Below are 25,815 nucleotides of genomic sequence, written 5' to 3' on the forward strand. Positions count from 1 at the left end.
ATTCAATACTACCGCACGCGAGATGTCTCGGCTGCGCTCGACATGATAACAAGACTCGATATTTGATAAACCAATGGCTAAAATAACGTTCGACGGAATTGAAGTGGAAGTGCCCGATGGCACTACCATCCTCAACGCGGCCCGCAAAATTGGGGGCGGCGTGGTGCCGCCCGCCATGTGCTACTACACGCCCCTGAAAGGCAGCGGCGGCAAGTGCCGCGCCTGCCTGGTGCGCGTCGCGGCCGGCTCGGCCAAAGACCCGCGCCCCATGCCCAAGCTGGTGGCCTCGTGCATCACGCCGGTGCAGGACGGCATGGTGGTGGAAAACACGACCAGCCCGCAGGTGCTCGACGTGCGCAAAGGCATCGTGGAGATGCTGCTCATCAACCACCCGCTCGACTGTCCGGTGTGCGACCAGGCCGGCGAGTGCGACTTGCAAAATTTCGCCTTCGAGCACGGCGTGAGCACCACGCGCTACGAAGAGGAGCGCCGCACGTTCGAGAAAATCGACATCGGGCCCTACGTGCAGCTTCACATGACGCGCTGCATCCTGTGCTACCGCTGCGTGTATACCGCCGACCAGCTAACCGACGGCCGTGTGCACGGCGTACTGGGCCGCGGCGATGCTTCCGAAATCGGCACCTATATCGAGAACATCATCGACAACGACTTCAGCGGCAACGTCATCGACGTGTGCCCCGTAGGGGCCCTGACCGATAAAACCTGGCGCTTTAAGCAGCGCGTATGGTTCACCAAGCCCATGAACGCGCACCGCGAGTGCAGCCACGAGAAGTGTAACGGCCACGTTACCCTCTGGTACAAAGGCAAAGACGTGCTGCGCGTAACGGCCCGTAAGGACGAGTACGGCGAGGTAAAAGAGTGGATTTGCAACGAGTGCCGCTTCGATAAAAAAGAAACGGCCGACTGGATAATCGAGGGTCCCGCCCACGTGGACCGCTCGTCGGTTGTTTCGCAGGGCCACTACGAGCTGCCGGTTATCAACCCGCAGGTAATTGCCGATTTGCCTGAAAGCACCGTGCGCGACCTGCAACAAAACCCACCGCTAAAACTGGGCGGATTTAATGGTTAAATGGCTCATTAATTAAATTGTTGCGCACAATTGCAATCAACAATTTAACCATTAAACCAACAAACAATTAAAAACATGACTTTTGAAACCCTGGGCTGGCAAGGCCTCGTCATCCTGGTCATCTTCGGCCTCTCGCTGCTGATTGCCACCTACTGCACCTACGCCGAGCGCGTGATTGCCGCCTTTCTGCAAGACCGGGTGGGCCCCGACCGCGCCGGCCCCTATGGCTTGGCCCAGCCCCTGGCCGACGCCGTGAAGATGTTCACCAAGGAGGAATTTTTTCCCGGTGGGGCCAGCAAGGCGTTGTTCACTTTCGGGCCCTGCCTAGCCATGACCACGGCCCTGATGTCGTCGGCCGTCATTCCGTTTGGCAACGCGGTGCAGTTCGGCAGCACGGTGGTGCACTTGCAAGGCATTGAAATCAACGTGGGCATGCTCTACGTGTTCGGCATCGTGTCGCTGGGCGTGTACGGCGTCATGATTGGCGGCTGGGCGTCCAACAACAAGTTTTCGCTGCTGGGGGCCATCCGGGCCGCTTCGCAAAACATCAGCTACGAGCTGGCGATGGGCCTGGCCCTGATTGCGGTACTGATGATGTCGGGCACGCTCTCGCTGCGCGAAATCACCTTGCAGCAAACGCACCCGAACGGCTGGCACCTCGGCGACATCTTCACTTGGAACGTGTTCAAGCAGCCCATTGGCTTCATTATTTTCCTGGTTTGCGCCTTTGCCGAAACCAACCGTACGCCCTTCGACCTGCCCGAGTGCGAAACTGAGCTGGTGGGCGGCTACCACACCGAGTATAGCTCGATGAAACTGGGCCTGTACCTGTTTGCCGAATACATCAACATCATCGTGGTCACGGCCGTGATGTCGGTGCTGTACTTCGGCGGGTTCAACTACCCGTTCCAGTACGAGTTCCTCGATTTCCTGACCACCAAGACCAGCCTCTCACCTGATTGGGCGCACAACGTGTTCGTACTGATGGGCGTGGTGGCCATGTTCTCGAAAATTTTCACGGGCATTTTCTTCTTCATGTGGGTGCGTTGGACGTTGCCCCGCTTCCGCTACGACCAGCTGATGCGCCTGGGCTGGACGATTCTCATCCCGCTGGCTATTTTCAACATCCTGCTCACGGGGGGCCTGATTACGTTTGGCGTAATCAAGTAATCCCCGCTGCTTCCGTTTTCCGACCCGACATATGCAATCCCTCAGCAACCGCGCCAAAATCCTGGAGAAGAAGCCGATGACGCTGGCCGAGCGGGCTTACCTGCCGGCTATTTTTCAGGGCCTGAGCATCACACTGCGCCACTTCTTTATGAAGAAGGCCACCATCCGCTACCCGGAGGAGACGCGGCCGTTTTCGCCCGTGTTCCGGGGCCTGCACGTGCTGAAGCGCGACGAGCAGGGCCGCGAGCGCTGCACGGCCTGCGGCCTGTGCGCCGTGGCTTGCCCCGCCGAAGCCATTACGATGGTGGCCGGTGAGCGCAAAAAAGGCGAGCAGAACCTCTACCGCGAGGAGAAATACGCCGTTAGCTACGAGATTAACATGCTGCGCTGCATCTTCTGCGGCCTGTGCGAAGAGGCCTGCCCCAAAGCCGCCGTGTACCTGCAAGCCGACAAGATGGCCCCGCCGCGCTTCGAGCGCGACGAGTTTATTTATGGCAAAGACCGCCTCGTGGAGCCCGTGTCGCCCGATACCCGCTCGAAGCGCGGCATCCAGCTTACGCCCGAGCAGGCCGATAAATTGCGCGGCCAGCTGCAAACGGCTTAGCCGCATTTTCTATTTTTGCCCGGTCGTATTTCTTACGCCCGGCAGCCCCGCTTCCCCATGTCCCTCTTTCTCTTTCTCTCGTTCGTGGCCCTGTTGAGTGCGCTGGGCGTGGTGCTGACCAAAAACCCGGTGCACAGCGTGTTGTTCCTCATCCTCACGTTCTTCACGCTCTCGGGCCACTACCTGCTGCTGAACGCCCAGTTCCTGGCCGCCGTGAACATCATCGTATACGCCGGGGCCATCATGGTGCTGTTCCTGTTCGTTATCATGTTCCTGAACCTGAACGAAGCCACCGAGCCCCAGAAGCCCTTGCTGGCCAAAGTAGCGGCCACCATTGCCGGCGGGATGCTGCTGCTGGTGCTCGTGGCGGCCCTGCGCGGTGTGCAGCCGGCGGGCTACAACGCCGCTACCTTCAACTCCCAAGTGGGCATGGTGGACAAGTTGGGCCTAGTGCTGTTCCAACAGTACCAGCTGCCGTTTGAACTGGCCTCCATTTTGCTGCTGGCCGCGATGGTAGGCTCGGTGATGTTGGGCAAGCGCGAAACGGGCGAGCGTAATTTCTAACCACTCTTTAGCACAACAAAAAGAGCCGCGTCCTGACGACGCGGCTCTTTTTGTTAATACAGCATGCAGTAGAATAAGTAAACGAACGATAAGCCGACAAGAATTAAATAAAACCCGATTAATTCGGGCAATTTTTAATTATAGTTATTGGTGCGGAAATGATTGACAGCGGCAACTCGGGCGGTGCCAATTGCCATCGACCGGTGCGCGACCCGTACTTTATAAATCGGCGAAGCCGTGAGCTGTAAACGCATCAGCGAAAAGCTCAACATTACCCAGAAGAGTACAATGGCGGCGAAAGCGGAGAATTTAGTCACGGACGAGAGGTGTTTGAGTGGATAACTGCTCAAACCTACTGAGTCGGGGCCCCAGCGGATTTTGACCTTCGTTAGATGTCCCCAATAACCCGGCGAACCTCGTTCTTTACGGCACCAACGCACGGCAAAAGCCGGCGATTGAAAAATCGTTTTTGGCTGCTGAATTCACGCTAGCCAAACATCTTACCCATTCCGGTAGGCGTGCCGGCGCGTGGCAAACGCCGTCCGGCCGAGCCGGGGCGGATTATTCAGGTCGTAACCGAACGCGGCGCTGTTGAGGTAGGCAGCGGCCCGCAGGCGCTCGGCGGGCGTAGCGGGCTGGTTTTGGGCGTAATATTCTGCCGCCTGCTCGTGAGTACCGGCGTGGTGAGCGGTGCGGGCGCGGCGGAAGGGCACGGTGTGAAGCTACGCAATAGCTAGGCCATTAAAGAAAAGCCAAAGCGGCGACTGATGTATCAGTCGCCGCTTTGGCTTTTCTACCGTTTCTGTCGCCTCACAAACTTAAGTAACGATTATAAGGAGGCTCACCCTGCCAATAAGCTCCTACAACGTCTCCGAACAGGAGCAAAGTACCTTCTCGATTAATTATTTTTTTGATGGCTTCAGTCAAAGACATTTCTTGACCATCTAATTCTTTATTGACCGAAATAATGTAGCATTTATCGCCATTTTTTAGCGAATGAGCTTTTTCAAGAATGGCATCTGTCTCATATATGCCAGCACCTCGCAAGTCTTGAAATCGCCGAGTATCTAAGTCTTGGCCATGGTAAAGCATTCCTAAGAACGTTCCGCGTCGCTTTGGATTTTCAATGAACCCCAAGTACCGGTCTTGCTTTGCTCTAAGCACGAACCGCTTAATGAATTGCTGCTCCAAATCAAGTCTCATCAGCTAATGGATAAGATTACGTTCTGCTACTTCGCTACCACGTCTGTCTTAATACTCAGCTCCTTCAGCTGGGCCCCGGAGATGGGCGAGGGCGAGTCAATCATTACGTCGCGGCCGGAGTTGTTTTTGGGGAAGGCGATGAAGTCGCGGATGGAGTCGGCCCCGCCGAAGAGGGAGCAGAGGCGGTCGAAGCCGAAGGCGATGCCGCCGTGGGGCGGGGCCCCGTACTCGAAGGCGTCGAGCAAAAAGCCGAACTGGGCCTGGGCCTCTTCGGGCGAGAAGCCGAGCAGGCCGAACATGCGGGCCTGCACGGCCCGGTCGTGGATGCGGATGGAGCCGCCGCCCACTTCCACGCCGTTGATTACCAGGTCGTAGGCATTGGCGCGGGCCTGGCCGATGGTGGCGGGGTTGTCGAGCAGGGCCAGGTCGTCGGGCTTAGGCGAGGTGAAGGGGTGGTGCATGGCGAAGTAGCGGCCCTCCTCTTCAAGGAATTCGAGCAGCGGGAAATCGACCACCCACAGCGGCGAGAACGTGTCTTTGGCGCGCAGGCCCAGGCGCTGGCCCATTTCGAGGCGCAGCTCGCTCAGGGCCTTGCGGGTTTTGGCGTCGGGGCCCGCCAGCAGCAGCAGCAGGTCGCCGGGGTTGGCGTTCAGGGCGGCGCTCCACTTGCGCAGCTCGTCCTGCGAGTAAAACTTATCGACCGACGATTTTACCTGGCCGTCGGCTTCCACGCGGGCGTAGATGAGGCCGGTGGCCCCGATTTGCGGGCGCTTCACAAAGTCGGTCAGCTCGTCGAGCTGCTTGCGGGTGTAGGCGGCGCAGGTGATGGCGTTGATGCCCAGCACCACTTCGGCGCTGTCGAACACGGGGAAGCCCTGGCCTTTCACCGTGTCGGTCAGGTCCACGAACTTCATTTCGAAGCGCGTGTCGGGCTTGTCGTTGCCGTAGTCGCGCATGGCGTCGGCGTAGGTCATGCGGGGCACGGTGGGGAAGTCGAGGTTTTTGATTTCCTTGAACAGGTAGCGCACCAGGCCTTCGAAGGTGTTCAGGATGTCTTCCTGGGTCACGAAGGCCATTTCGCAGTCAATCTGCGTGAATTCGGGCTGGCGGTCGGCCCGCAGGTCTTCGTCGCGGAAGCACTTCACAATCTGGAAGTAGCGGTCGAAGCCCGACACCATCAGCAGCTGCTTGAACGTTTGGGGCGACTGCGGCAGGGCGTAGAACTCGCCGGGGTTCATGCGCGAGGGCACCACGAAATCCCGGGCCCCTTCGGGCGTGGACTTGATGAGCACCGGGGTTTCGACTTCGATGAAGTCCTGGCCGTCGAGGTAGCGGCGCACGGCCTGGGCCATGCGGTGGCGCAGCATCAGGTTGTTGCGCACGGGGTTGCGGCGCAGGTCGAGGTAGCGGTACTTCATCCGCAGGTCGTCGCCGCCGTCGGTATCATCCTCAATCAGAAAGGGCGGCACCTTGGCGGGGTTGAGCACGTCCAGCTTCTCGACCCGGATTTCGATGGCTCCGGTGGGCAGCTTGTCGTTTTTGGAGTGGCGCTCGGCCACCTGGCCGGTCACCGATACTACGTACTCGCGGCCGAGGTGGCGGGCCTGGTCGCGCACGGCGTCGGTTTCCACGCCTTCTTCCAGGGCCAGCTGGGTGAGGCCGTAGCGGTCGCGCAGGTCCACCCAGGCAATGCCGCCCTTGTCGCGGGTGCGCTGCACCCAGCCGCAGAGCGTAACGGTTTGGCCAATGTGTTCGGTGCGGAGTTCGCCGCAGGTGTGGGTTCGGAGCATGGACCGCAGATTTAACGGATTTTTAACGGATTTAACGGATTTTTTGGGGTTCCGCCCCCGCTTCTTTCTGGTGCGAAGGTAGCAGGCCTGCGGCGGGGCTGTGCGCCGGCAGGCACAACTTTGGTACGGAGACTTTGGTACGGAGTATGCAAAGGCCAGCGGCAACTGCGTTCCTTTGTTGCAGCAACCATCTCTATACCGACCATGAAATTCCTTTCTGTTTTCGCCCTCGCCGGGGCCCTGCTGGCGGCTGGCGCGGCCCAGGCCCAAACCAAAGTCAAGGCCAAAGCCAAGGACGATGCCGTCATCATCAAGACCAAAGGCACGCCCGGCACCGTGACCCTCGACGGCCCCGTGAAGCGCGTGGAAACACTCTCGGGCATCGATATTTTCCCCAAGCCCAACTCGCCGAGCATCATGCTCAGCTTCACCCAGCAGTTCACCAAGCCGGGCGTACTCACGATGACGGACTACAAAAACCGCGTCATCTACACCACCCCGCTCGACCCAGCCAACAACACCGGGGCCCCCGTGGAGCTGGGCAAAATCCCGGCCGGCACGTACCTGGTCGAGGCCAAAACCGGCAATTACGTGTACTGGAAGAAGGTGCGCGTGAAGTACCCCGCGGTGCGCCAGTAGTTTTCGGCCGCTTATTTCTCGTTCATGAAAATATTTTCGCTGCTGCTTGTGCTGGGCCTGGCCGGTTTCGCGCCGGGCCCCAAGCTCGTTACCACCAAGCTACCCGGCCTGACGGTGGGCGTGCCCGAGGGCTTCGCGCCCCTGCCCGACGACGGCATCGCCGCCAAGTACCCCGCCGCCCGCAAGCCCCTGGCCGTGTACAGCAGCCCCAACGGCCGCGTCGACTACAGCGTGGCCGTGCGGCCTACCGATTTCCAGGCCCCCGACTACAACGTGCTGCTCCAGATATACAAGGCCAGCATCCAGCGCCTGTACTCGAAAGTGGAGTTCATTAAGCAGGAAGTGCGCCAGGTGCACGGGCACAGCTTCGCGTCGTTCGAATTTGTGTCCACCGTGGCCGACACGCGGCGCGGCGAGCAGCTGGCGTCCATCCGCAAGTACCAGGCCGTGCAGTACACCGTGGTGAACGACCAGATGTACGTGTTCACCTTCGACGCGCCGGCCAATGAGCAGGCCCAGTGGCAGCCCGTGGCCCAGGCCGTAATGGGGGCCATCGTGCTGAAGTAGGGCCCCCGGGGCCCTATTCGCGAAACCTATTTTTTACCTCGCGAAACCTTGCGCGCCATGACCGACGACGACTTCATGGCTCAGGCGTTGCGAGAAGCCCAGGCCGCGCTGGCGGCCGGCGAAATTCCCATCGGCGCGGTGGTCGTCTTTGAAAATCAGGTCATCGGCCGGGGCCACAACCAGACCGAGCGCCTGCGCGACGTGACGGCCCACGCCGAGATGCTGGCCCTGACGGCCGCCGCCAACCACCTGGGCAACAAATACCTGGCCGACTGCACCCTCTACGTGACCGTGGAGCCCTGCGTGATGTGCGCCGGGGCCAGCGCCTGGGCCCAGCTGCGGGCCGTGGTGTACGGGGCCGAAGAGCTAAAAACCGGCTTCCGGCGGCACGGGCCCTTGTTGCACCCGCGCACCGAGCTGCGCGGTGGCGTGCGGGCCACCGAGTGCGCCGCTTTAATGCAGTCGTTTTTCCGTGCCAAACGTAAGGGATGATACCTTTGGTGGCCGCGCCGCCGGCAACCCCGCGGGGCCCCGGCGGTTATATCGGCAACCATTTTTTCACCCTTACCCTTTTCACCCATGGCTTTCGAACTGCCCAAGCTGCCCTACGCCTACGACGCGCTGGAACCCACCTTCGACGCGCAGACGATGGAGATTCACCACACGAAGCACCACCAGGCCTACGTCACGAACCTGAACGCGGCCGTGGCCGGCACGGCCATGGAGAACCAGTCCCTCGAGGAAATCCTGCACGGCATCGCCGCCGCGCCCCCCGCGGTGCGCAACAACGGCGGCGGCCACTGGAACCACTCGCTGTGGTGGACCGTCCTCTCGCCCAGCGGCGGCGGGCAGCCCACCGGGGCCGTGGGCGAGGCCATCACGAAGGCGTTTGGCAGCTACGACAACTTTAAAACCGAGTTCGCCAAGGCCGCCACCACGCGCTTCGGCTCGGGCTGGGCTTGGCTGTGCAAGCAGGCCGACGGCTCGGTGCAAATCTGTTCGACGCCCAACCAGGACAACCCCCTGATGCCCGACACCGGCTGCAAGGGCATGCCCATCCTGGGCCTCGACGTGTGGGAGCACGCCTACTACCTCAAGTACCAGAACCGCCGGCCCGACTACGTGGCCGCCTTCTTCAACCTCATCAACTGGGACGAGGTGAACAAGCGCTTCGCCGACGCGAAATAGCTACCACCACTTTCCTGGTTTGCTAAAAAGCCCGCGTCCTGCCCGGAAGCGGGCTTTTTCATGGGCTTCAGCCGGTCTGTTATTGACTTTTAGGAAGCGTGTTTTTGCCACCCAGCGCGGGTTCACAACCGCACTCCGGTTGCCAGCAGCCGGCTCGCCGCAGCCGCAATGCCCAGCGCCAGCAGGGGCCTCCACAGCGGCCCCCGCATTAAGGCCGGCGCGGCCGGGGCCCCCAGCAGGTCGGCCCGGCCGACGGCGGCCCCAAACGCGGCGCCCAACACCATGCTGCTCAAAGGCGGGTAAATTAAGCTAAGCAAGGTGGGCACAGGCCACGCCAAGGCCGTAATAAGGATAGAGCCCAGCAGCCAGGGCCAAACTAATAAGGGCCGTAAGTAACGCCGCTTTTGCGCCTTCACCACGTCGGGCGGGGCCCCGGGCGCAGCGGCGGGCACAAAGCGCATAAACAGCGGGGCCGTGGCCCGCACGGCCAGCGTCACGACCACGGCCGCCGCTACCGCCGCCGCGATAGCCGCCGCGAGGGGCACGCCCAGCAGCTTTTCGGCCTGGCCTATGTCGCCGTAGTCCACCACCGGGCCGGTCATCACGTAGCCCAGGAAATTTATGATTCCGAACTCGCCCAAAAATAGCCCGAACAGGGCCCCGGCCCCCGTGCCGCGCCCCCGGACCGTGATTCCCAGCATTATTACGCCCTGCACGAGGCTGAATACTGGCCCGGCCAGGGCGATGAGTATTTCCCGCCGGGGCCCGGCGGGCGGCGTATCCACGTGCGAATCGAACAGGATTGGGTGCACCCCGACCGCCAGCGCCATCAGCGCGTGGGCCAGTTCGTGCAGCAGCACCGTGACCAGAAAGGCCGCCGTGTACAAGCAAACGGCTACGAAGACCAAGCGGCGGGTATCGTTTTTCATGGTGGGCGGGGGGAGGCGAGCGGAAATATAGTCGATTTTCTATCTTAAATCGCGCCGACGACGCGTGCCAGGGCCTGTTTTATTTCTAATGTAACTTTAGGCGCAAGAGCCTTTACTTTTCTTTTAAGCTTACTTCGCATGACTACCAAGCTGCGCCTTATCGTGATGAGTTTCCTCCAGTTTTTTATTTGGGGCTCGTGGCTGATAACCATCGGGGCGTACTGGTTTCAAACCCAGCACTGGTCGGGCGCGCAGTTCGGGGCCATCTTTTCCACGATGGGCATTGCCGCCATCTTCATGCCCTCGCTGATGGGCATTGTGGCCGATAAGTGGGTGAACGCCGAGAAGCTCTACGGCGTGCTGCACCTGCTGGGCGGCGTGGTGCTGTTCACGGTGCCCCTGGTCAACAACCCAGCGACCATGTTTTGGGTGATGCTGCTGAACATGGTTTGCTACATGCCCACCCTGGCCCTGTCGATTGCCGTGGCCTACTCGGCGCTCAAAAAGGAGGGGCGGGACGTGCTCAAGGACTACCCGCCCATCCGGGTCTGGGGCACCATCGGGTTCATCGTGGCGCTCTGGACCGTGAGCCTGCTGCACTTCGAAACGTCGGCGAACCAGTTTTACGTGGCGGCGGGGGCCTCGTTCCTGCTGGGCCTGTACTCGTTCACGCTGCCCAAGTGCCCGCCGCAGCTGGGCAGCAGCCCGAGCAAAGGCCTGGTTTACGCCTTGGGGCTGAAGTCGTTCACGTTGTTTAAGGACCCCAAAATGGCGGTGTTCTTTGTCTTCGCCCTGCTGTTGGGCGGGGCCTTGCAGCTCACCAACGCCTACGGCGACACTTTTTTGCACGACTTTGCCACCGCGCCCGCCTACAAGAGCACGCTGGCGGTGCGCTACCCGGCCATCATCATGTCCATCTCCCAGATTTCGGAGACGCTGTTCATCCTGGCCATCCCCTTCTTTTTCAAGCGGTTCGGCATCAAGCAGGTGATGCTGTTCAGCATGGTGGCCTGGGTGCTGCGCTTCGGCCTGTTTGCCTACGGCGACCCCGGCACCGGCCTGTGGATGATTATTTTGTCGTGCATCGTGTACGGCATGGCCTTCGACTTCTTCAACATTTCCGGCTCTCTGTTCGTCGAAAACCAGGCCGACCCGGCCATGCGGGCCAGCGCCCAGGGCCTGTTCATGATGATGACCAACGGGTTTGGGGCCGTGCTGGGCAGCTCGCTCAGCGGCATTATGATTGAAAAATACTTCACCTACGCCGACGGAGCCAAGGACTGGCACGGCATCTGGCTGACGTTTGCGCTCTACGCGCTGGGCATCGCCGTGCTGTTCGTCTTCCTGTTCAAGCACAAGCACGAGCCGCAGCCCGCCACCGAAAGCGTGGCCGCTGGCGCGTTCCTTTCCGTTGAGCAGGCGTAGGCTGCAAGTCCACTAGCGGGACAGCGGAGCCAAACCGCATTGGGTCAAGTCGAAACTGTTTAGGAAGCCGTGGAAGCGGTCATACTGCGCGTACGCCAGATGAGCACGACAGACCAATTGATTGCAGCGACTTCCTGAGCAGTTTCGCCGCGTGTGTAAGCTCGTCAATACAAATTTGGTACAAAAAAGGTCTATTTTCGGTAAATAAAAAACCCGCTCTGCTAGTCGCAGCGCGGGTTTTTCGTGAATAACCGGACCAGCGAGGGCCCCGGGCGCTCATCTATTTACCGAAGAAGAAATCGGCTTCGATTTGGGCGTTTTCGTCGGAATCGGAGCCGTGCACGGCGTTGGCTTCGATGCTCTTGGCGTACTTCTTCCGGATGGTGCCCTCGGCGGCCTGGGCCGGGTTGGTGGCCCCGATGAGGGTGCGGAAGTCGGCCACGGCGTTGTCTTTCTCGAGCACGGCGGCCACGATGGGGCCGCTCGACATGTACTTGACGAGGTCTTGGTAGAAGGGGCGCTCCTTGTGCACGGCGTAAAACTCGCCGGCGCGCTCGGCGGTGAGGGCAATTTTCTGAAGCTCCACGACGCGGAAGCCGCCGGCCTCCATCATGCCCAGGATGCCACCGATGTGGTTTTCCTGGACGGCGTCGGGCTTAATCATTGTGAACGTGCGGTTGGTGGCCATTGGGAAAGGGGAATTCAAATGAAGAGTGAGAAATGAAGCCGCAAAACTACCGCATCCCGGGCCGGCACCCACCCCCGTGGCCGCGCGGCGGGCCGGCCAAGCCACGGGCCAAGCCGGCCGGCCCGGGGCCCGGACCGAAAATTGCGGCCCCGAAACATTTTTTTTTAGGGCCCGGGCCCACGGTTTGGGCCGGGCCCGGCCGCGGGTGCGCGGCGGCGGCGGCCGGGCCCGTGGCACCGCGGCGCTACCCGTAATAATGCTAAACGGCCGGGGCCCGCAACGATACCAGCGGGGCCCGGGGGCCCCTCTGCGGGCCGCCGCTCCCCGAATCGCAAAAGAACGGCGGGCCGCCTTTGCCCGGGGCGCACCGGCGGGGCGGGCAGCGAAACGGCCGTTGCGCCCGCCCGGTTTACCCGGCTATTCGCCGGATTTTCGCGAACCTTCGGGGGGCGTCCGGTTGTTGGGAACGGATTTCTGCCGACTTTTGCCGCCCACTCGGCCCTAAAGGCCCGGCCCTTAGTTGTTTTCCCAGGCCCCTCACGTTGCCGATGACCACCCCCCTTATTGAGCTACAGGCGCTGCTGGCGCAGCCGCGCCAGGTTTTCATCACCACCCACCACAAACCCGACGCCGACGCCCTCGGCTCGTCGCTGGCCTGGGCGGGCTACCTCAAGCAGCACGGCCACCACGTGACCGTGGTGACGCCCTCCGACTACCCCGGCTTCCTGAGCTGGATGGCGGGCAACGACGAGGTGGTGGTGTACGACAAGCGCCAGAACGACCGCCAGGTGCGCGACCTGGTGCAGCGGGCCGAAGTCATCTTCTGCCTCGACTTCAGCTGCCTCGGCCGCATCAACGAAATCGGGGAATACGTGCGCAACGCCCCCGGCACGAAGGTGCTCATCGACCACCACCAGCAGCCCGAGGACTTCGCCGACATCAACTTCTCGAACCCCGGCGCGGCGGCCACGGCCGAGCTGGTTTTTGAAATCATCCGCGACCTGGGCGGCCAAGCCGAGATTACCAAGGCCATGGGCGAGGCCCTGTACGCGGGCATCATGACCGACACCGGTTCGTTCCGCCACCCCAGCACCTCGCGCAACGTCCACCTCATCATCGCCGAGCTGCTGAGCGCCCACATCGACCTTTCGGCCGTGCACCGCCGCATCTACGACTCGCACACCGAAATCCGCCTGCGCTTCCTGGGCTTCGTGCTGAAGGAAAAGCTGGTCGTCAACCGTGAGTTCAACACTGCTTACATCGCCATCACCAAGGAGGAGCTGCGCGAGTACGACAGCAAAACCGGCGACACCGAGGGCCTCGTGAATTACGCCCTCAGCATCGAGGGCATCGTGTTTGCCGCCATTTTCATCGACCGCGGGTCGGCGGTGAAGATTTCCTTCCGCTCGGTGGGCGACTTCTCGGTGAGCGACTTCTCGCGGCTGCACTTCGAGGGCGGCGGCCACCACAACGCCGCCGGCGGCATCAGCTACGTGCCGCTCGACGCCACCGTGGAGCGCTTCCTGGGCCTGCTGCCCCAGTACAAGGAGCAGCTCGTGGGCGAGCCGGTGGCGGCCGCGCCGCCCGTGGCCTAGCGCGGCCTTACCTTTGCGTCCGAAACCGTTTTTTTCTTACCCTTTAGCACGTTCATGCGTTCTACCTTCCGCTCTGGGCGGCACCTGGCCCTGGGGGCCGGCTTGCTGGGCCTCCTGTTTTCCACCGCCGCCTGCAACAAACTCGGCGGGTCCGGGGATTTTGCCAAAACCAAGTCGGGCATCGAATACAAAATCTTTAAAAAGGTCGGCAGCAAGTACGAGCGGCGCGACATCACCGGCGACGTGGACCCGACCTACAAGGACCGGGTGGGCAAGTTCCTGACCGCCTACATCGACACCCGCACCGGCAAGGACTCGGTGCTCGAAAGTACCCGCACCAAGTTTGCGGGCGCGGTGGTGCCGCTGCCCTTGCAGGAAGTGAAGCGCAAGGGCAACCCCGACGAGGCCTTCGCCCTGATGCAGCCCGGCGACAGCGCCGTGTTCCGCTTCAACGCCGATTCCCTGTTCAAGCCCCAGGGCCGCCCCGTGCCGCCGTTTTTGAAGAAGAGCGGCAACGTGGTGGTGCTGCACGTGGCCACCCGCGCCCTCATCGACCAGCCGGCCGCCATGGCCATGCAGCAGGAGTTGCAGCAGAAAATGATGGCCGAGCAGCAGCGCCAGATGATGGCCTTCGCCGGCGACCAGCTGAAGAAGGACGACGCCACCCTGCAAGCCTACGTGAAGGCCAAGAACTTAACGGGCCTGAAAAAGACGCCTTCCGGCATCTACTACCAGATTACGGCCCCCGGCGCGGGCCCCGTGGCCAAGCAGGGCCAGACGGTGACCATGAAGTACACCGGCATGCTGCTCGACGGCAAGGTGTTCGACTCGTCGGACAAGCACCCGGGCCCGCCGTTCTCGTTTCCGCTGGGCCAGGGCAAGGTGATTCCGGGCTGGGACGAGGCCGTGGCGCTGCTCAACAAAGGCAGCAAGGCCACGTTCCTCATCCCGTCCACGCTGGCCTACGGGCAGCAGGGGGCCGGGGCCGACATCCCGGCCAATTCGCCGCTGCGCTTCGACGTGGAGCTGGTGGACGTTAAATAAGTTCTGCCGTTGGTATGGCCTCACTATTTTTGAAAACCTTCCTCGCCCGTTTCCGCCTCCAGCTGGGCCTTTTAAGCCTGCTGCTGCTGTGCGCCACCCCGGCGCTGTGGAGCTGCTCCACGGCCATCGACACCAGCGCCAACGACGCGGCGTTGAAGGCGGCCCAGGAGCACCAGGCGAAGTACCAGGCCATCGACGACACCATCCTTCAGGGCTACCTGAAGCGGCACAGCTACACCGCCGCCAACTACCAGCGCACCGCTTCGGGCCTGTACTTGGTGACGCTGACGGCGGGGACAGGCACGCAGGTGGCTCCCGGCAAGCAAATCAGCGTGAAGTACACCGGTAAGTTCGTGAGCGCGGCCACGGAGAACAAGGTGTTCGACACGTCGGACAATGCCCCATCCAAAAGCTTCGACTACACCGTGGGGGCCGTTAGCCTGATTCAAGGCTGGTCGGAAGGCGTTGCGCTCATGCGCCAGGGCGACCGCAAGCTGCTGCTCATCCCGTCGTACCTGGCCTACGGGCCCTCCGGCCAGGGGCCCATTCCGCCCGATACCCCGATTTTGTTTGACATGCAAATCGTGACCGTCTCCCCTTAGCGGGGCACCGGCCCGGTTGCCGCGCACCCCGCTCCGCGCTTGCCGCGGGGCGGGGTGCCTTTTTACACGCCTCCGGGCCTCACTCCCTTTTTTCAAAAGATTGCCATGCGTTTTTGGATAATTTTGACGGCTGCCCTGCTGGCCGGCCGCCTGGCTTCAGCCCAAACTCCCGCAGCCCCGGCCCCGGCGGCCCCGGGCCGCACGGCCAGCGGCATCGAGTACCGGCTGTTTCGCAAGGGGCCCGACGGGCGCTTTGCCCCCCGGGCCCTGGCCGTGCCCACCGATGCGCCGTACGCCAGCCGGGCGGGCCAGTTCCTGACCGTGTTCATGGACTTCCGCACCGGGCGCGACTCGCTGCTGATGAACAGCCGCCGCGTGCAGCCCCGGCCGCAGCCGTTTCCGCTGCTGCCCGCCCCGCCCCCCGGCACCCTCGAAGAAGCCGTGGCCCTGCTGCTGCCCGGCGACAGCGCCGTGTTCCGCCTGCCGGCCGACACGCTGTTTGCCAAGTCGTTTCAGGGCCAGCCCGTGCCGCCGTTCATCAAAAAAGCTGGCAACGTGCTCGTGGTGTCGGTCCAGACGTTCGAGCTGGTGAGCCGCGACGAGCTGATGGCCCGCGAGCAGCAGCTCCGCGCCGAGCAGGCCCAGGTGGCCGCCGCCGCGTCGGCCAAGCAGCTGGTGAAGGACAACGCCCAAATCCAGGCCTACCTGAAGAAGAACAAGCTGGTGGCCCACAAAACGGCCGGTGGCACCTACTACGTCATCACCCGCGCCGGCAAGGGGGCCCTGCCCAAAAAAGGCCAAACCGTGAGCGTGCTCTACAAAGGCAGCCTGCTGGCCACCGGCAAGGTGTTCGACGCCTCGGCCCAGCACGACAACAAGCCGATTGACTTCCCGCTCGGCACCGGCCAGGTCATCCCCGGCTGGGACCAGGGCATCGCCGCGCTGCCCAAAGGCAGCAAGGCCGTGCTGCTCATCCCCTCGCCCCTGGGCTACGGGGCCCGCGGGGCCGGGGCCGACATCCCCGCCAACGCCGTGCTGCGCTTCGACGTGGAGCTGGTGGGCGTGAAGTGAGAAATTAATTATTAATGAGGAATGAGGAATTAACAATTAGGGTGGTCATGCCGAGCGCAGCCGAGGCATCTCGCGTGCCGAACTAACCCAATCGATTGGATTGCTGCTGCACGCGAGATGCCTCGGCTGCGCTCGGCATGACGGCTTTTTCCTCCCTTATTCATTCCTCATTCTTAATTCCTCATTGTTTTCACTCGGCCAGCACCTGCGAGAGAATGTCCAGCGACTTGATTTCGCCCATTTGCTCCACGTGCAGCTGGTAGTAGCGTAGCAGCACGGCCAGCAGCTCGCGGCGCACCCGGCCGTTGGGGATGGTGCTGGGGCCCGGGCCGCGCAGCAGCTCGTCGAAATAGCCGGCAAACTCGCGCAGGTGCAGCACGGCGGGGCCCGTGGCGGCGGTGCGGCCGGTGGGCGCGTGGCCGGCCATCGCCACCTGGTCGGTCAGCTCGGCCCCCGTCTCCACGCCAAACCCCAGGTAGCTGGCCAGCTCCAGCAGGAAGCGCAGCGCGAAGTTTTCGTAGCCGGTGGCCTGCCGGTCGAAGGCCAGGAGGTGGTCGTGCAGGAACGCAAACAGGGGCCCGTCGGCTTCTTCTTCGCGCAGGGCCCGGCCCAGCACCTCCGATAAAAACAATACCACGCTGCTCTTGGCCACGTCGTAGGGCAGGGTTTGAAACGGCTCGGCGCAGCGGTACTCGGCCAGCCGCGTGAGGCCGCCGCGGGCCGAGGTGTAGGCCACCAGTTCGAGCAGCGTAAACGGCTGAAACAAGGCGATGCGCCCGGGCGGCTTGGCCTTGCGCACGCTGTTCACCACGTAGCTCTGCACCCCCAGCTGCTCGGTATAGACCCGGGCAATGATGCTCGATTCGCGGTATTTAAGGTAGCTGAGGACGAGGCCGCGGGTCTTGACTAACAAAAGCAGGTGGGGTGAAGGAAGATGCGGTAGTAGATGAATTCAGGTTTGCCGTAGAGCACGTTAAAGTGAACGGAAGCAGAACATCCTTACTCTCGTTAACATTTCCGCATCTTCCGCTTTCGTCCCTATTTTGAGAGCACCGCCACCTTGCTCACGCAGCCGTTCTGGCCGTTGGCGTCGGAGGTGAGCACCAGGTACACGCCCGAATGCACGCGGCGGCCGGCGGTGTCGGTCAGGTTCCAGGTCACGGTGCCGCCGGCGGCCGTGGTGGCGTACACGAGGTGGCCGGCCACGTCGGTTATTTTCACCAACGCGTTGTTGGCCAGGCCCCCGATGCCCACCAGGCCCGCGAAGTCGGGCCGCACGGGGTTGGGGAACACCTGGGCGCAGCTGGGGGCCCCCTCCGTCACGCTGGCCCCGCCGCGGTACGTGACCACGCCCGCGTCGGTGGCCACCCACACCTCGCCGGTTTTGTCGTTCACCGACACGTCGGTGATGTTGTTGGACGGCAGCGGGCTGTTGAGCGTGGTGAAGTGCAGCAGGGCCTCCTCGCCGCCGGCGCTGAACAGCCACAGCCCGTTGTTGGTGCCGAACCACTTGCGGTTGGCCCCGTCCACGGCCACGGCCTTCACCACCTCGCTGTACAGCACCGGGAAACGGCTGGCGTCGCCGCGCTGCACGATGGGCAGCCGGAACACGCTGGTGCCCGCCTGGGCCCCGCTGGGGTCGTCGAGCACGGCCACGCCCTTGGCCGTGGCCACCCAAATGGCCCCCAGCCGGTCCTTCACCAGGTCGTAGATGTCGGCCAGCGGCGTTTCGGCGGACGTGCCGGGGTCGATGGCCGTCGAAAACTTGCGCGTGGCACCGGCGGCGGGGTCCACCGCCCACAGGCCGTTGCCGCCCTGGCGGGCCTCCGAGGCCCACACCTGGCCCAGGTCGTCGATGGCCAGCCGGTCGAGGTTTTGGGAGCCGCTGCCCGCCGAGCCGCTGAAGTACGGGGCCGCGCTCCAGGTGGCGGCGGCGGGGTCGAACCGGAACAGGCCGGGCAGGCCCGGCTGGCGGTGCTGGTTGGCCAGCCACACGCCCCCCGTGGCGTCCACGGCCAGGTCCGTCACCCGCACGCTGATGTAGGCGGGGCTGTTGGGGTCGATGGTGCGGCGCAGGGGGCTACCGGGCGTGCCCTCGGTGAAGGTGCGGAACTGGCCCGGGCCCTTCCATTCCAGCAGGCCGTTGCCGTAGCTGCCCACGTAGAGGGTGCCGTCGGGGGTGCGCACCCCGCGCGACACGTCTATCGGGTCGGGGTAGCTCGCCGCGGGCAGGGCCGCGCTGGTGATGTTCGTCCACTGCCCGGCCGCGTATTCGTAAAACCCTTGGTGGAACCCCAACGGCTGGTACCGGTCGCTGTAGCCCCCGCTGAACACGTCCACCACGTTGGTGTGCGCGTCGGCCAGCACGCTGTAGGCCAGGCCCGTTTCCGGGCCGTTGGCGGCGAAGGTTTCGGGGCTTTGGCCGGGGCGCAGCCGCCGCACCCCGGCCAGGTAGTTGGCCACGTAGTAGCTTTTGTCGCGCGGCGAGTACACCGCGTCCGTCACCAAATCGCCGGGCCCCGCCGGCCCGGCCAGCAGCTGAAACGCCCCCGTGGCGTCGCGCCGGTACACGCCGTAGCCGTCGCCGGCCAGCAGCAGGCCCTGGGGCGAGCCGCGCAGCTGCTTGCTGCGGAACGTGTAGGGCGCGTTCACCGGCTGCCAGGCGTTGGCGGCCCGCCGGAACACGAACGTGCCCCCGCCGTCCACCGTGGCGTACACGTAGGCCCCCTGCGCGGCCAGGCGGCGGTAGGGCTCGTAGGCCCCCGCCGCCACCGGCACGGGCTGGTACACGGTCCAGCTGCGGTAGTCGAGCAGGTTGTCGGCCATGCGGGCCACCTGCAGGCCCGCCGAAGTGGCGGCAAACAGCGTGTCGTGCGCCACGGCCGTGGCGTACACCCGCACGCCCGCGCCCCCGGGCCCGATGGCGCTGTAGGTGTCGCTCACCTCGCGCTTGTCCAGGTTCAGCACCACGAGGCCGAACGCCGTGGCCAGGTAGGCCCGCCGCCCGCTCACCGCGGCCTGGAAGATGGTGCGGTCGCTCTGAATGTTTTTGCGCAGGATGTCGGGCAGGTTGCGCACCCGGCCGTCGTCGCCGAGCAGGTCCACGTTGTTGTTGCGGTACACCACCACCGTTTGGCTGCCCACCGAGTCGTAGGCCAGGGCCGCCACGCCCACGTCGCTCAGGCCGTCGCGGCGCGAGAGCGTCTGGGTGGTGTTCAGCGTTTTATCGATGAAGTAAAAGGCGTTTTCCGTGCCCACGTACACCCGGTTGCCCGCGTCGGCCAGGTACAGGGGCCGGTTGGTGGGCAGCTGCAGCTGCCAGTCGCCGTAGCCCGCCGTGCTCTGGGCCCGCGCCGCCCCCGGCCGCAGGGCCAGCACCATCAACAACGCGGCCAGCAAACGGGAAAATTGGGGCATACAGGAGGGCTTCGGGAATGAAGTTGGGGGGGGGAGGGCCCGCCGCCGTTGCCAACGCCGGGCCGGGGGGTTTTAGTGCGGGCGGGCCGCGGCGGCCACCGCGGCCGGCCGCGCCTGCATGCCGGCCAGAAAACACGGGCGGCAGCGGGCTTCGTACGAATCGGTTTCGCCCAGCAACACTTGCTTTTCGCTGGCCGCGATGCGGAACGAGTACGCCGCCAGTTCGCCGCAGCACACGCACACGGCGTGCACCTTGGTCACGAACTCGGCCGTGGCCAGCAGCGCCGGCAGGGGCCCGAACGGCCGGCCCAGGAAATCCATGTCGAGCCCCGCCACGATGACGCGGGTGCCCTGGTCGGCCAGCTGCCGGCACACGTCCACCAGCGACTCGTCGAAAAACTGCGCCTCGTCGATGCCCACCACGTCGGAGCCCGCGGCCAGCAGCAAAATCTCGCCCGGCAGCGCCACCGGCGTCGAGCGGATGCTGTTGGCGTTGTGGCTCACCACGTCCTCGGCGTGGTAGCGGTTGTCGAGCGCCGGCTTGAAAATCTCGACCCGCTGCCGGGCAATCCGGGCCCGGGTGAGCCGGCGGATCAACTCCTCGGTTTTGCCCGAGAACATGGAACCGCACACCACCTCTACCCAGCCCCGGTGCGGGGCAGTAAAACGGGGACCAACGCGAGATTCAATAAACACGCAATCAATTGGTTAGGGAGGTAGCTACTAGCTTTTAGCTGTTGGCTATTAGCTTTCTTTTTGATTAACAGAGAATCAAGAATGGCCCGGCTCCGGGTTTCACGCGCCGGGGCCCGGCGCAAATTACGGGCCTGCCGCCCACACGCCGGGGCCCGGCTATTCGTCGTAGCGCTGGTGCGGCAGCTGCGTGGCCCGGGGCACGCGGCCGCGCACCGCCCCCGCCGGCAGCCGCGCCTGGCAGGCGAGGCGCTCGTCGTCGGCCAGGCGGCCGGCGGCGCGGTAGCGGACCTCGGCGGCCGTGGGGGGCCCCAGGCAGGAGCCGCCGGCCCGCACCTGCACCCGGCAGCTGGTGCAGCGGCCCCGCCCCCCGCAGGCGTGCATCCAAGCGAAGCCCGCGCCGTGCAGGGCGGCCAGCAGCGTGGCCCCGGCCGGCACGTCCAGCACCGCGCCGGGCAGGTTCTCTATCGTCAGCAGGGGCATTTGTGCCTAACTTTCGGCGCTTGAAAACGCCCGTCAATGAAGGACAAATATAGCCCCGCCAAGTGCGCCCAGTACGGCCGGCGCTTCGCCGCCCGGCTTTGCGAGCAGCACTTCGGGCCCCAGCCCGACGCCGTGCTCGACGGCCCCGCCCTGCTGCGCTTCACGCCCATCCGGCAGCTCAACCTGCTGGTGCTGCGCCAGTTGCTGACGCAGTGGCAGGCCGAAGCCGCCCGCCTGCGCAGTCCGTATTTCGATTTTGAGGCCGCGCCGGTGCAGGGGGCCCTCGCGCAGCTCATGGCCGCCCTCTCGCGGCACATCAGCCTGGGCCGCGCCGCCCTGGAGCCGCTGCTGGCCCGGGCCGCGGCCGACGCGTTGGGCATCGTCACCCACCCCGCCGCGGCCGCCGGGCACCTGCTCTTCGACGGCCCGGAGCCCCACCCCGCCGCCGCCCTGCGCGATAAGCTGCGGTATTTGGACCTCGACAAAGATTTTTTTCAGGGCTTCGTCGACAGCCTGCCGGCCACGGCCGAAGGGTTTACGACCGATTTCCTGCACCACCGCTTCGAGCTGCACCACGCCGCCCACTACCGGGCCCACGAGCCCGTGCAGCGCCTCGTCGAGGCCCTGAGCGCCTTGCTGCCCCTCACCACCGCCGACCTGCTCGAGGACGGACCGGTGGCCGGCGCGTTCCAGCCGGCCCCGGGGCCCGCGGTTTCGCCACCCGTGGTTCCGCCACCTGTAATTTCGCCCCCCGCCCCCGCGCCCGTGGTTTCGCCGCCCGCGGTGCGGCAGGCGGCGCCCCTGCCAGCCCCGGCGGCTCCCGCCGAGGCCCCGGCGGCGCCCGTGCCGCTGTACGAGAAGCTGAAAGCCTCGCAGGGCGACGCCCAGCCGCTGGTGGAAACGCTCCGCGCCCAGGCGGCGCCGCCCCGCCCCGCCGAGCACGCGGCCCCCAAGGTGGAAACGCTCCGCGCCGCCATTTCCATCAACCAGCGCTTCAGCTTCATCAACGAGCTGTTCAACGGCGAAAACGCCGAGTACCACGCCGCCATCCAGCACCTCGACGCGCTGCCCACCGCCGAGCAGGCCCGCGCTTACCTCGCCCACGACCTCGGGCCGCGCTACGACTGGGCCCGCAAGGAAGAGCACGTCGGCAAGCTGCTCAAGCTCATCGAGCGCAAATTTGCCTAGGCCCGCGCCGGCCCCGGCCGGCCGCCGGGCGGCGCTGCGGCGCTGGCTGCTGCCGTGGGCCCTGGCCGTGGCCGCCCTGGCCAACCTGGCCTACCCCGTGTACCGGCACTACGACTTCTCCTACTCGCCCGACACCCGCAGCTACCTGAGTATGGCCAGCGGGCGCTTCGACGGCGTCAGCACCACGCGCCGCTACCGGGTGCTGGTGCCGGCGGTGGCCGCCGCGGTCGCCGCGCCCATCGGCCGGGTCTACGGCCGGGTGTGGCCCGAGCGCCCCGGCGGCTGGTGGCCGCTGCGCTTCTCTTTTTATTTGGTCAACTGCCTGGTGCTGGGGTTTGCCGGGGCGTGCTGGTTCCACGCGGCGCGCTGGGCCGGGGCCGCCCCCGCGGCCGCGGCGCTGGCCGTGCTCGCCCTGCTCACCAGCCGCTGGGCCGCCTACGGGGCCGGCCTGCCCCTTACCGACAGCCTGTACGCCGTGGTGTTTGGGCTGGGCTACTACGCCTACCGGCGCGGGCCGGGCGCGGGGTGGGCCGTGGCCATTGCCTTGCTCGTGGGCCCGCTGGCCAAAGAATCGTTCGTATTCCTGTTGCCCTGGCTGATGTGGTACGGCCGGCGGGCCCTCCCTTTGCCCCGGCAAGTGCTGCCGCTGGCCCTCGGCCTGGGGGCCCTGGGCGCCGTGCACTGGGCCATCGACCGCCGCATCGGGGCCCCGGCCACCGAGTCGGTCACCAACGCCCTGTCCCACCTCGAAAACGTTCGCTACTCGCTCCACCGGGCCTTCAGCTTCAAAGGGGCGGGGGAGCTGCTGAGCATCTTTGGCCTGTACAGCCTCATCCTGCCCGTTGCGTACTGGCGGGCCCGCCGCGGGCCCCTGCCCGTGGACTGGACCTTTGCCCTGGGCCGGGCCGAAGGGATTTTGGCCGGCATCGTGGCGGTGCACATGCTGCTTTCCGGCGACCTCGGCCGCATGGGCTACTTCGCGGCCCCGGTTTTTTGCACCGCCCTGGCGCTGGTCTTTACCCATTGGCGGCCGCTGCTCGCGCCCGCCAGCCCTGGGGGCCGGCCCGCCAGCACCGCCGCGTAACCAGCCAGTTTCGCGCCCGCCGGGCAGCCGGCAGCGTGCGGAAAAAGGCGCCTGCGCACCGGCTGCCCGGCCCTTTCCGGGCACGGGCCACTTACTGGCCGGCAAAGAGCACGGGGGTAAAAACGGGTGTTCAATGCAACACATGAAAAATCCTTCATATATTTGTGTTACCTCATGGCCACCCCCGCTCCCACCCTGCCGATAAACCTGGGCCTCGACATCGAGAAGATGGAGAAGGTGGCGTTTATTCTCAAAACCACGGCCCACCCCACGCGCATCGCCATTGTGCAGCTGCTGGCGGCCCAGGAAAGCCTGTCGGTTACGGACATCAGCGAGCGGCTGAAGGTGGAGCAGAGCCTGCTCTCGCACCACCTTTCCGGCATGAAGCTCAAGGGCATTCTGAGCAGCCACCGCGACGGCAAAAACATCTTTTATTCGCTGAAGATGCGCGAAGTCATCGACGTGATTCAGTGCCTGGCCGCGTGCACCTTTCTGTAAGCCGCACGGCTTTTTTTTACCCAAACACATGAACAAATTTTCATAATTTCATACGTTCTCCCGCGCCCATGCTCCACTATTTTGGCTACTTCGCCGCCATTTTCATTGGCCTCGCGCTCGGCATCATGGGCGGGGGCGGCTCCATCCTCACGGTGCCGGTGCTGGTGTACCTGATGGGCGTGAGCCCGGTGCTGAGCACGGCCTACTCGCTGTTTGTGGTGGGCGCTACCTCGGTGGTGGGCGCGGCGGGCTACTTTCGGAAAGGGCTGGTGTCGCTCAAAACGGCCGTCGTGTTCCTGCTGCCTTCGCTGGCGGCGGTGTTTCTGGTGCGCAAAGTGCTGCTGCCGGCCATTCCGCACGAGCTGTTCACGGTGGGCCGCCTCGCCTTCACCAAAGACCTGCTGGTGCTGGTGGCCTTCGCCGTGCTGATGGTGGCGGCGGCCGCGTCGATGATTCGCAGCAAGCAGGCCGGGGAAGTGCCCGGTGAAGCACCGCAGCAGAAGCCCGCCTTCAACTACCCGCTCGTGCTCGGCATCGGCCTGGTGGTGGGCACGCTCACGGGCTTCGTGGGGGCGGGCGGGGGCTTCCTCATCATTCCGGCCCTGGTGCTGGGGGCCCGGCTGCCCATGAAGCTGGCCGTGGGCACCTCGCTGGCCATCATCGCCCTGAACTCGCTCATCGGGTTCACCGGCGACCTGAGCGCGGGCACGCCCATCGCCTGGCCGTTTCTGCTGGGCTTTCTGGCCTTTGCGCTGGGCGGCATCGTGCTGGGCACCTACCTGGCCCGCTTCATTCCGGGGGCCCGGCTCAAGCCGGCCTTCGGCTGGTTCACGCTGGCCATGGGCACGTTTATTCTGACCAAAGAGCTGCTGTTTCACCACGCCTGACGCCCGTATTTCCTTCTCCCCTTCTTCTAAACCCATGAAAATCGAGCAGTTTGAAGACAAGGGCCTGGCCCACTTCTCGTACGCCGTTCTCAGCGAGGGCACCCGCGAAATCGTGCTCATCGACCCCGCCCGCAACCCGCAGCCCTACTACGATTACGCCCGGGCGCACGAGGCAAAAATCATCGCCGTCATCGAAACCCACCCCCACGCCGACTTCGTGTCGTCGCACCTCGAAATTGCCCGGGCTACCGGGGCGGTCATCCACGCGAGCCGGCTGCTGGGGGCCGATTACGCCCACGAAGCCTTCGACGAGGGCGACTCCTTCGCGGTAGGCAAGCACACGTACCGCGCCCTGAACACGCCGGGCCACTCGCCCGATTCCATCAGCATCGTGTTGGAACGCGAAGGCCAGGACGTGGCCGTTTTCACCGGCGACACGCTCTTTATTGGGGACGTGGGCCGGCCCGACCTGCGCGAAACCGCCGGCAACCTGACGGCCCGGCGCGAGGCGCTGGCGGCCCAGCTCTACCACAGCACCCGCGAGAAGCTGATGACCCTGGCCGACGCCGTATCAGTATACCCGGCCCACGGCGCGGGCAGCCTCTGCGGCAAGGCCCTGAGCGGGGCCAACAGCAGCACCATTGGGACCGAAAAAATCGGCAACCCCATGCTGCGCCCGCTGAGCGAAGCCGAGTTTGTGGCGGAGCTGCTGGCCGACCAGCCGTTCATTCCCAAGTACTTCGGCTACGACGTGGCCCTGAACAAGGCCGGGGCCCCGGCCTACGCCCCCAGCGTGGCGCGGGTGCCGCGCCTGGCCCCCGGCGCGGCCCTGCCCCCCGGCGCGCTGGTGGTGGACGCCCGGCCCGAAGCCGCCTTCAAGCGCGGCCACGCGGCCGGGGCGCTCAACATCCAGCAGGGCGGCAAGTTCGAAACCTGGCTGGGCTCCCTCGTGGGGCCTCGGGAGCCGTTTTACCTGGTAGCGGCCGATGCCGCGTCGCTGGAAAACCTGATTCAGAAAACGGCCAAAATCGGCTACGAAGCCCTCATCAAGGGGGCCCTGGTGGGCACCCCGGCCACTGGGGCCACCGGGGCCACCCTGCCGGTGCTGGACGTGGCGGCCTTCCGCCGGCACCCGGCGCAGTACACCGTTGTTGACATCCGCAGCCCCGCCGAGCACGCGCACGAGCCACTATTTGCCGGCTCGCTGAACCTGCCGCTGCCCGAGCTGCGCGAGCGGGCCGGCGAGATTCCCACCGATAGGCCGGTGGTGGTGCACTGCGCCGGGGGCTACCGCTCGGCGGCGGGCAGCAGCATCGTGGCCGCCGCGCTGCCCGGCGCGGCCGTGTTCGATTTGGGCGAAGCCGTGCATGCTTTCCCCGTGCTGGTGCCGGCGTAG

General features: G+C 64.6%; 27 protein-coding genes. 18 read left to right on the forward strand and 9 right to left on the reverse strand.

The window, feature by feature from the left end; translation table 11 throughout:
* The first annotated feature begins 73 nt into the window (after positions 1–73).
* The 4 genes from HNP98_RS16965 (at position 74) to HNP98_RS16980 (ending at position 3,428) form a co-directional block, all read left to right on the forward strand.
* Positions 74–1,090 carry a 2Fe-2S iron-sulfur cluster-binding protein gene (locus HNP98_RS16965; protein WP_173811356.1) on the forward strand — a complete coding sequence of 339 codons (1,017 nt, stop codon included), beginning with the start codon at positions 74–76 and terminating at the stop codon, positions 1,088–1,090.
* 75 nt (positions 1,091–1,165) lie between these two features.
* Complete coding sequence (nuoH, locus tag HNP98_RS16970) at positions 1,166–2,260, forward strand: NADH-quinone oxidoreductase subunit NuoH (RefSeq protein ID WP_173811357.1); 1,095 nt, start codon at positions 1,166–1,168, stop codon at positions 2,258–2,260.
* Positions 2,261–2,291: 31 nt separating this feature from the next.
* Positions 2,292–2,864, forward strand: a complete 573-nt coding sequence (locus HNP98_RS16975; RefSeq protein ID WP_173811358.1) for a NuoI/complex I 23 kDa subunit family protein — start codon at positions 2,292–2,294, stop codon at positions 2,862–2,864.
* Positions 2,865–2,921: 57 nt separating this feature from the next.
* Entirely contained in the window at positions 2,922–3,428 is a 507-nt protein-coding gene (locus tag HNP98_RS16980) for an NADH-quinone oxidoreductase subunit J family protein (protein WP_173811359.1), read from the forward strand.
* A 500-nt stretch (positions 3,429–3,928) separates the two neighbouring features.
* Here HNP98_RS16980 and HNP98_RS16985 read toward each other — a convergent pair whose 3' ends face one another.
* From HNP98_RS16985 to aspS, 3 genes are all read right to left on the reverse strand, one after another.
* Entirely contained in the window at positions 3,929–4,141 is a 213-nt protein-coding gene (locus HNP98_RS16985) for a hypothetical protein (protein WP_173811360.1), read from the reverse strand.
* Between the two features lie 97 nt (positions 4,142–4,238).
* Positions 4,239–4,631 (reverse strand): hypothetical protein, encoded by a 393-nt coding sequence (locus HNP98_RS16990; RefSeq protein WP_173811361.1) that lies wholly within the window; start codon positions 4,629–4,631, stop codon positions 4,239–4,241.
* Between the two features lie 26 nt (positions 4,632–4,657).
* The gene (gene aspS / locus HNP98_RS16995; protein ID WP_173811362.1) at positions 4,658–6,421 is read right to left on the reverse strand and encodes an aspartate--tRNA ligase; all 1,764 of its coding nucleotides are present in this window, start codon (positions 6,419–6,421) and stop codon (positions 4,658–4,660) included.
* A gap of 204 nt (positions 6,422–6,625) precedes the next feature.
* Here aspS and HNP98_RS17000 point away from each other — a divergent pair, with 204 nt between their 5' ends.
* From HNP98_RS17000 to HNP98_RS17015, 4 genes are all read left to right on the forward strand, one after another.
* Complete coding sequence (locus HNP98_RS17000; RefSeq protein WP_173811363.1) at positions 6,626–7,060, forward strand: hypothetical protein; 435 nt, start codon at positions 6,626–6,628, stop codon at positions 7,058–7,060.
* A 24-nt stretch (positions 7,061–7,084) separates the two neighbouring features.
* Positions 7,085–7,627 (forward strand): hypothetical protein, encoded by a 543-nt coding sequence (locus tag HNP98_RS17005; RefSeq protein WP_173811364.1) that lies wholly within the window; start codon positions 7,085–7,087, stop codon positions 7,625–7,627.
* A gap of 57 nt (positions 7,628–7,684) precedes the next feature.
* A complete protein-coding gene (locus tag HNP98_RS17010) occupies positions 7,685–8,119 on the forward strand; it encodes a nucleoside deaminase (RefSeq protein WP_173811365.1) in 435 nt (144 codons plus the stop codon).
* An 87-nt stretch (positions 8,120–8,206) separates the two neighbouring features.
* Positions 8,207–8,815 (forward strand): superoxide dismutase, encoded by a 609-nt coding sequence (locus HNP98_RS17015; protein ID WP_173811366.1) that lies wholly within the window; start codon positions 8,207–8,209, stop codon positions 8,813–8,815.
* A gap of 122 nt (positions 8,816–8,937) precedes the next feature.
* Here HNP98_RS17015 and HNP98_RS17020 read toward each other — a convergent pair whose 3' ends face one another.
* Positions 8,938–9,744 carry a zinc metalloprotease gene (locus HNP98_RS17020; RefSeq protein WP_173811367.1) on the reverse strand — a complete coding sequence of 269 codons (807 nt, stop codon included), beginning with the start codon at positions 9,742–9,744 and terminating at the stop codon, positions 8,938–8,940.
* A gap of 138 nt (positions 9,745–9,882) precedes the next feature.
* Here HNP98_RS17020 and HNP98_RS17025 point away from each other — a divergent pair, with 138 nt between their 5' ends.
* Positions 9,883–11,169: a nucleoside permease gene (locus tag HNP98_RS17025; protein ID WP_173811368.1), complete on the forward strand. Its 1,287-nt coding sequence runs from the start codon at positions 9,883–9,885 to the stop codon at positions 11,167–11,169.
* A gap of 280 nt (positions 11,170–11,449) precedes the next feature.
* Here HNP98_RS17025 and HNP98_RS17030 read toward each other — a convergent pair whose 3' ends face one another.
* Positions 11,450–11,857, reverse strand: a complete 408-nt coding sequence (locus HNP98_RS17030) for a nucleoside-diphosphate kinase (protein ID WP_173811400.1) — start codon at positions 11,855–11,857, stop codon at positions 11,450–11,452.
* A gap of 548 nt (positions 11,858–12,405) precedes the next feature.
* Here HNP98_RS17030 and HNP98_RS17035 point away from each other — a divergent pair.
* From HNP98_RS17035 to HNP98_RS17050, 4 genes are all read left to right on the forward strand, one after another.
* A complete protein-coding gene (locus HNP98_RS17035) occupies positions 12,406–13,452 on the forward strand; it encodes a DHH family phosphoesterase (protein ID WP_173811369.1) in 1,047 nt (348 codons plus the stop codon).
* A gap of 54 nt (positions 13,453–13,506) precedes the next feature.
* Positions 13,507–14,496: an FKBP-type peptidyl-prolyl cis-trans isomerase gene (locus tag HNP98_RS17040; RefSeq protein ID WP_173811370.1), complete on the forward strand. Its 990-nt coding sequence runs from the start codon at positions 13,507–13,509 to the stop codon at positions 14,494–14,496.
* A gap of 29 nt (positions 14,497–14,525) precedes the next feature.
* The gene (locus HNP98_RS17045; protein ID WP_173811371.1) at positions 14,526–15,098 is read left to right on the forward strand and encodes an FKBP-type peptidyl-prolyl cis-trans isomerase; all 573 of its coding nucleotides are present in this window, start codon (positions 14,526–14,528) and stop codon (positions 15,096–15,098) included.
* A gap of 105 nt (positions 15,099–15,203) precedes the next feature.
* Positions 15,204–16,169, forward strand: coding sequence for an FKBP-type peptidyl-prolyl cis-trans isomerase (locus HNP98_RS17050; protein ID WP_173811372.1), 966 nt, complete (start codon positions 15,204–15,206; stop codon positions 16,167–16,169).
* Positions 16,170–16,359: 190 nt separating this feature from the next.
* On the opposite strand, the gene recO is transcribed toward HNP98_RS17050, so the two are convergent.
* The 4 genes from recO to HNP98_RS17070 form a co-directional block, all read right to left on the reverse strand.
* Complete coding sequence (recO, locus tag HNP98_RS17055; protein WP_173811373.1) at positions 16,360–17,082, reverse strand: DNA repair protein RecO; 723 nt, start codon at positions 17,080–17,082, stop codon at positions 16,360–16,362.
* A gap of 125 nt (positions 17,083–17,207) precedes the next feature.
* A complete protein-coding gene (gene porZ, locus HNP98_RS17060) occupies positions 17,208–19,586 on the reverse strand; it encodes a type IX secretion system anionic LPS delivery protein PorZ (RefSeq protein WP_173811374.1) in 2,379 nt (792 codons plus the stop codon).
* A gap of 72 nt (positions 19,587–19,658) precedes the next feature.
* Complete coding sequence (locus tag HNP98_RS17065) at positions 19,659–20,282, reverse strand: thymidine kinase (protein WP_173811375.1); 624 nt, start codon at positions 20,280–20,282, stop codon at positions 19,659–19,661.
* A gap of 156 nt (positions 20,283–20,438) precedes the next feature.
* Positions 20,439–20,762 (reverse strand): 2Fe-2S iron-sulfur cluster-binding protein, encoded by a 324-nt coding sequence (locus HNP98_RS17070; RefSeq protein ID WP_173811376.1) that lies wholly within the window; start codon positions 20,760–20,762, stop codon positions 20,439–20,441.
* A 36-nt stretch (positions 20,763–20,798) separates the two neighbouring features.
* Between HNP98_RS17070 and HNP98_RS17075 the strand changes: the two genes are divergently transcribed.
* The 5 genes from HNP98_RS17075 to HNP98_RS17095 all read left to right on the forward strand — a co-directional run bounded on the left by HNP98_RS17075 (position 20,799) and on the right by HNP98_RS17095 (position 25,815).
* Positions 20,799–21,950, forward strand: coding sequence for a hypothetical protein (locus HNP98_RS17075; protein WP_173811377.1), 1,152 nt, complete (start codon positions 20,799–20,801; stop codon positions 21,948–21,950).
* Positions 21,943–23,034, forward strand: coding sequence for a hypothetical protein (locus tag HNP98_RS17080; RefSeq protein WP_173811378.1), 1,092 nt, complete (start codon positions 21,943–21,945; stop codon positions 23,032–23,034). The genes HNP98_RS17075 and HNP98_RS17080 overlap by 8 nt, the downstream gene beginning before the upstream one ends.
* A gap of 174 nt (positions 23,035–23,208) precedes the next feature.
* Positions 23,209–23,532 (forward strand): ArsR/SmtB family transcription factor, encoded by a 324-nt coding sequence (locus tag HNP98_RS17085; protein WP_246275185.1) that lies wholly within the window; start codon positions 23,209–23,211, stop codon positions 23,530–23,532.
* 68 nt (positions 23,533–23,600) lie between these two features.
* Complete coding sequence (locus HNP98_RS17090; protein WP_173811379.1) at positions 23,601–24,419, forward strand: sulfite exporter TauE/SafE family protein; 819 nt, start codon at positions 23,601–23,603, stop codon at positions 24,417–24,419.
* Positions 24,420–24,453: 34 nt separating this feature from the next.
* Positions 24,454–25,815, forward strand: a complete 1,362-nt coding sequence (locus HNP98_RS17095; protein WP_173811380.1) for an MBL fold metallo-hydrolase — start codon at positions 24,454–24,456, stop codon at positions 25,813–25,815.

The organism is Hymenobacter caeli (assembly GCF_013294115.1).
GTDB classification, from domain to species: Bacteria; Bacteroidota; Bacteroidia; order Cytophagales; family Hymenobacteraceae; genus Hymenobacter; species Hymenobacter caeli.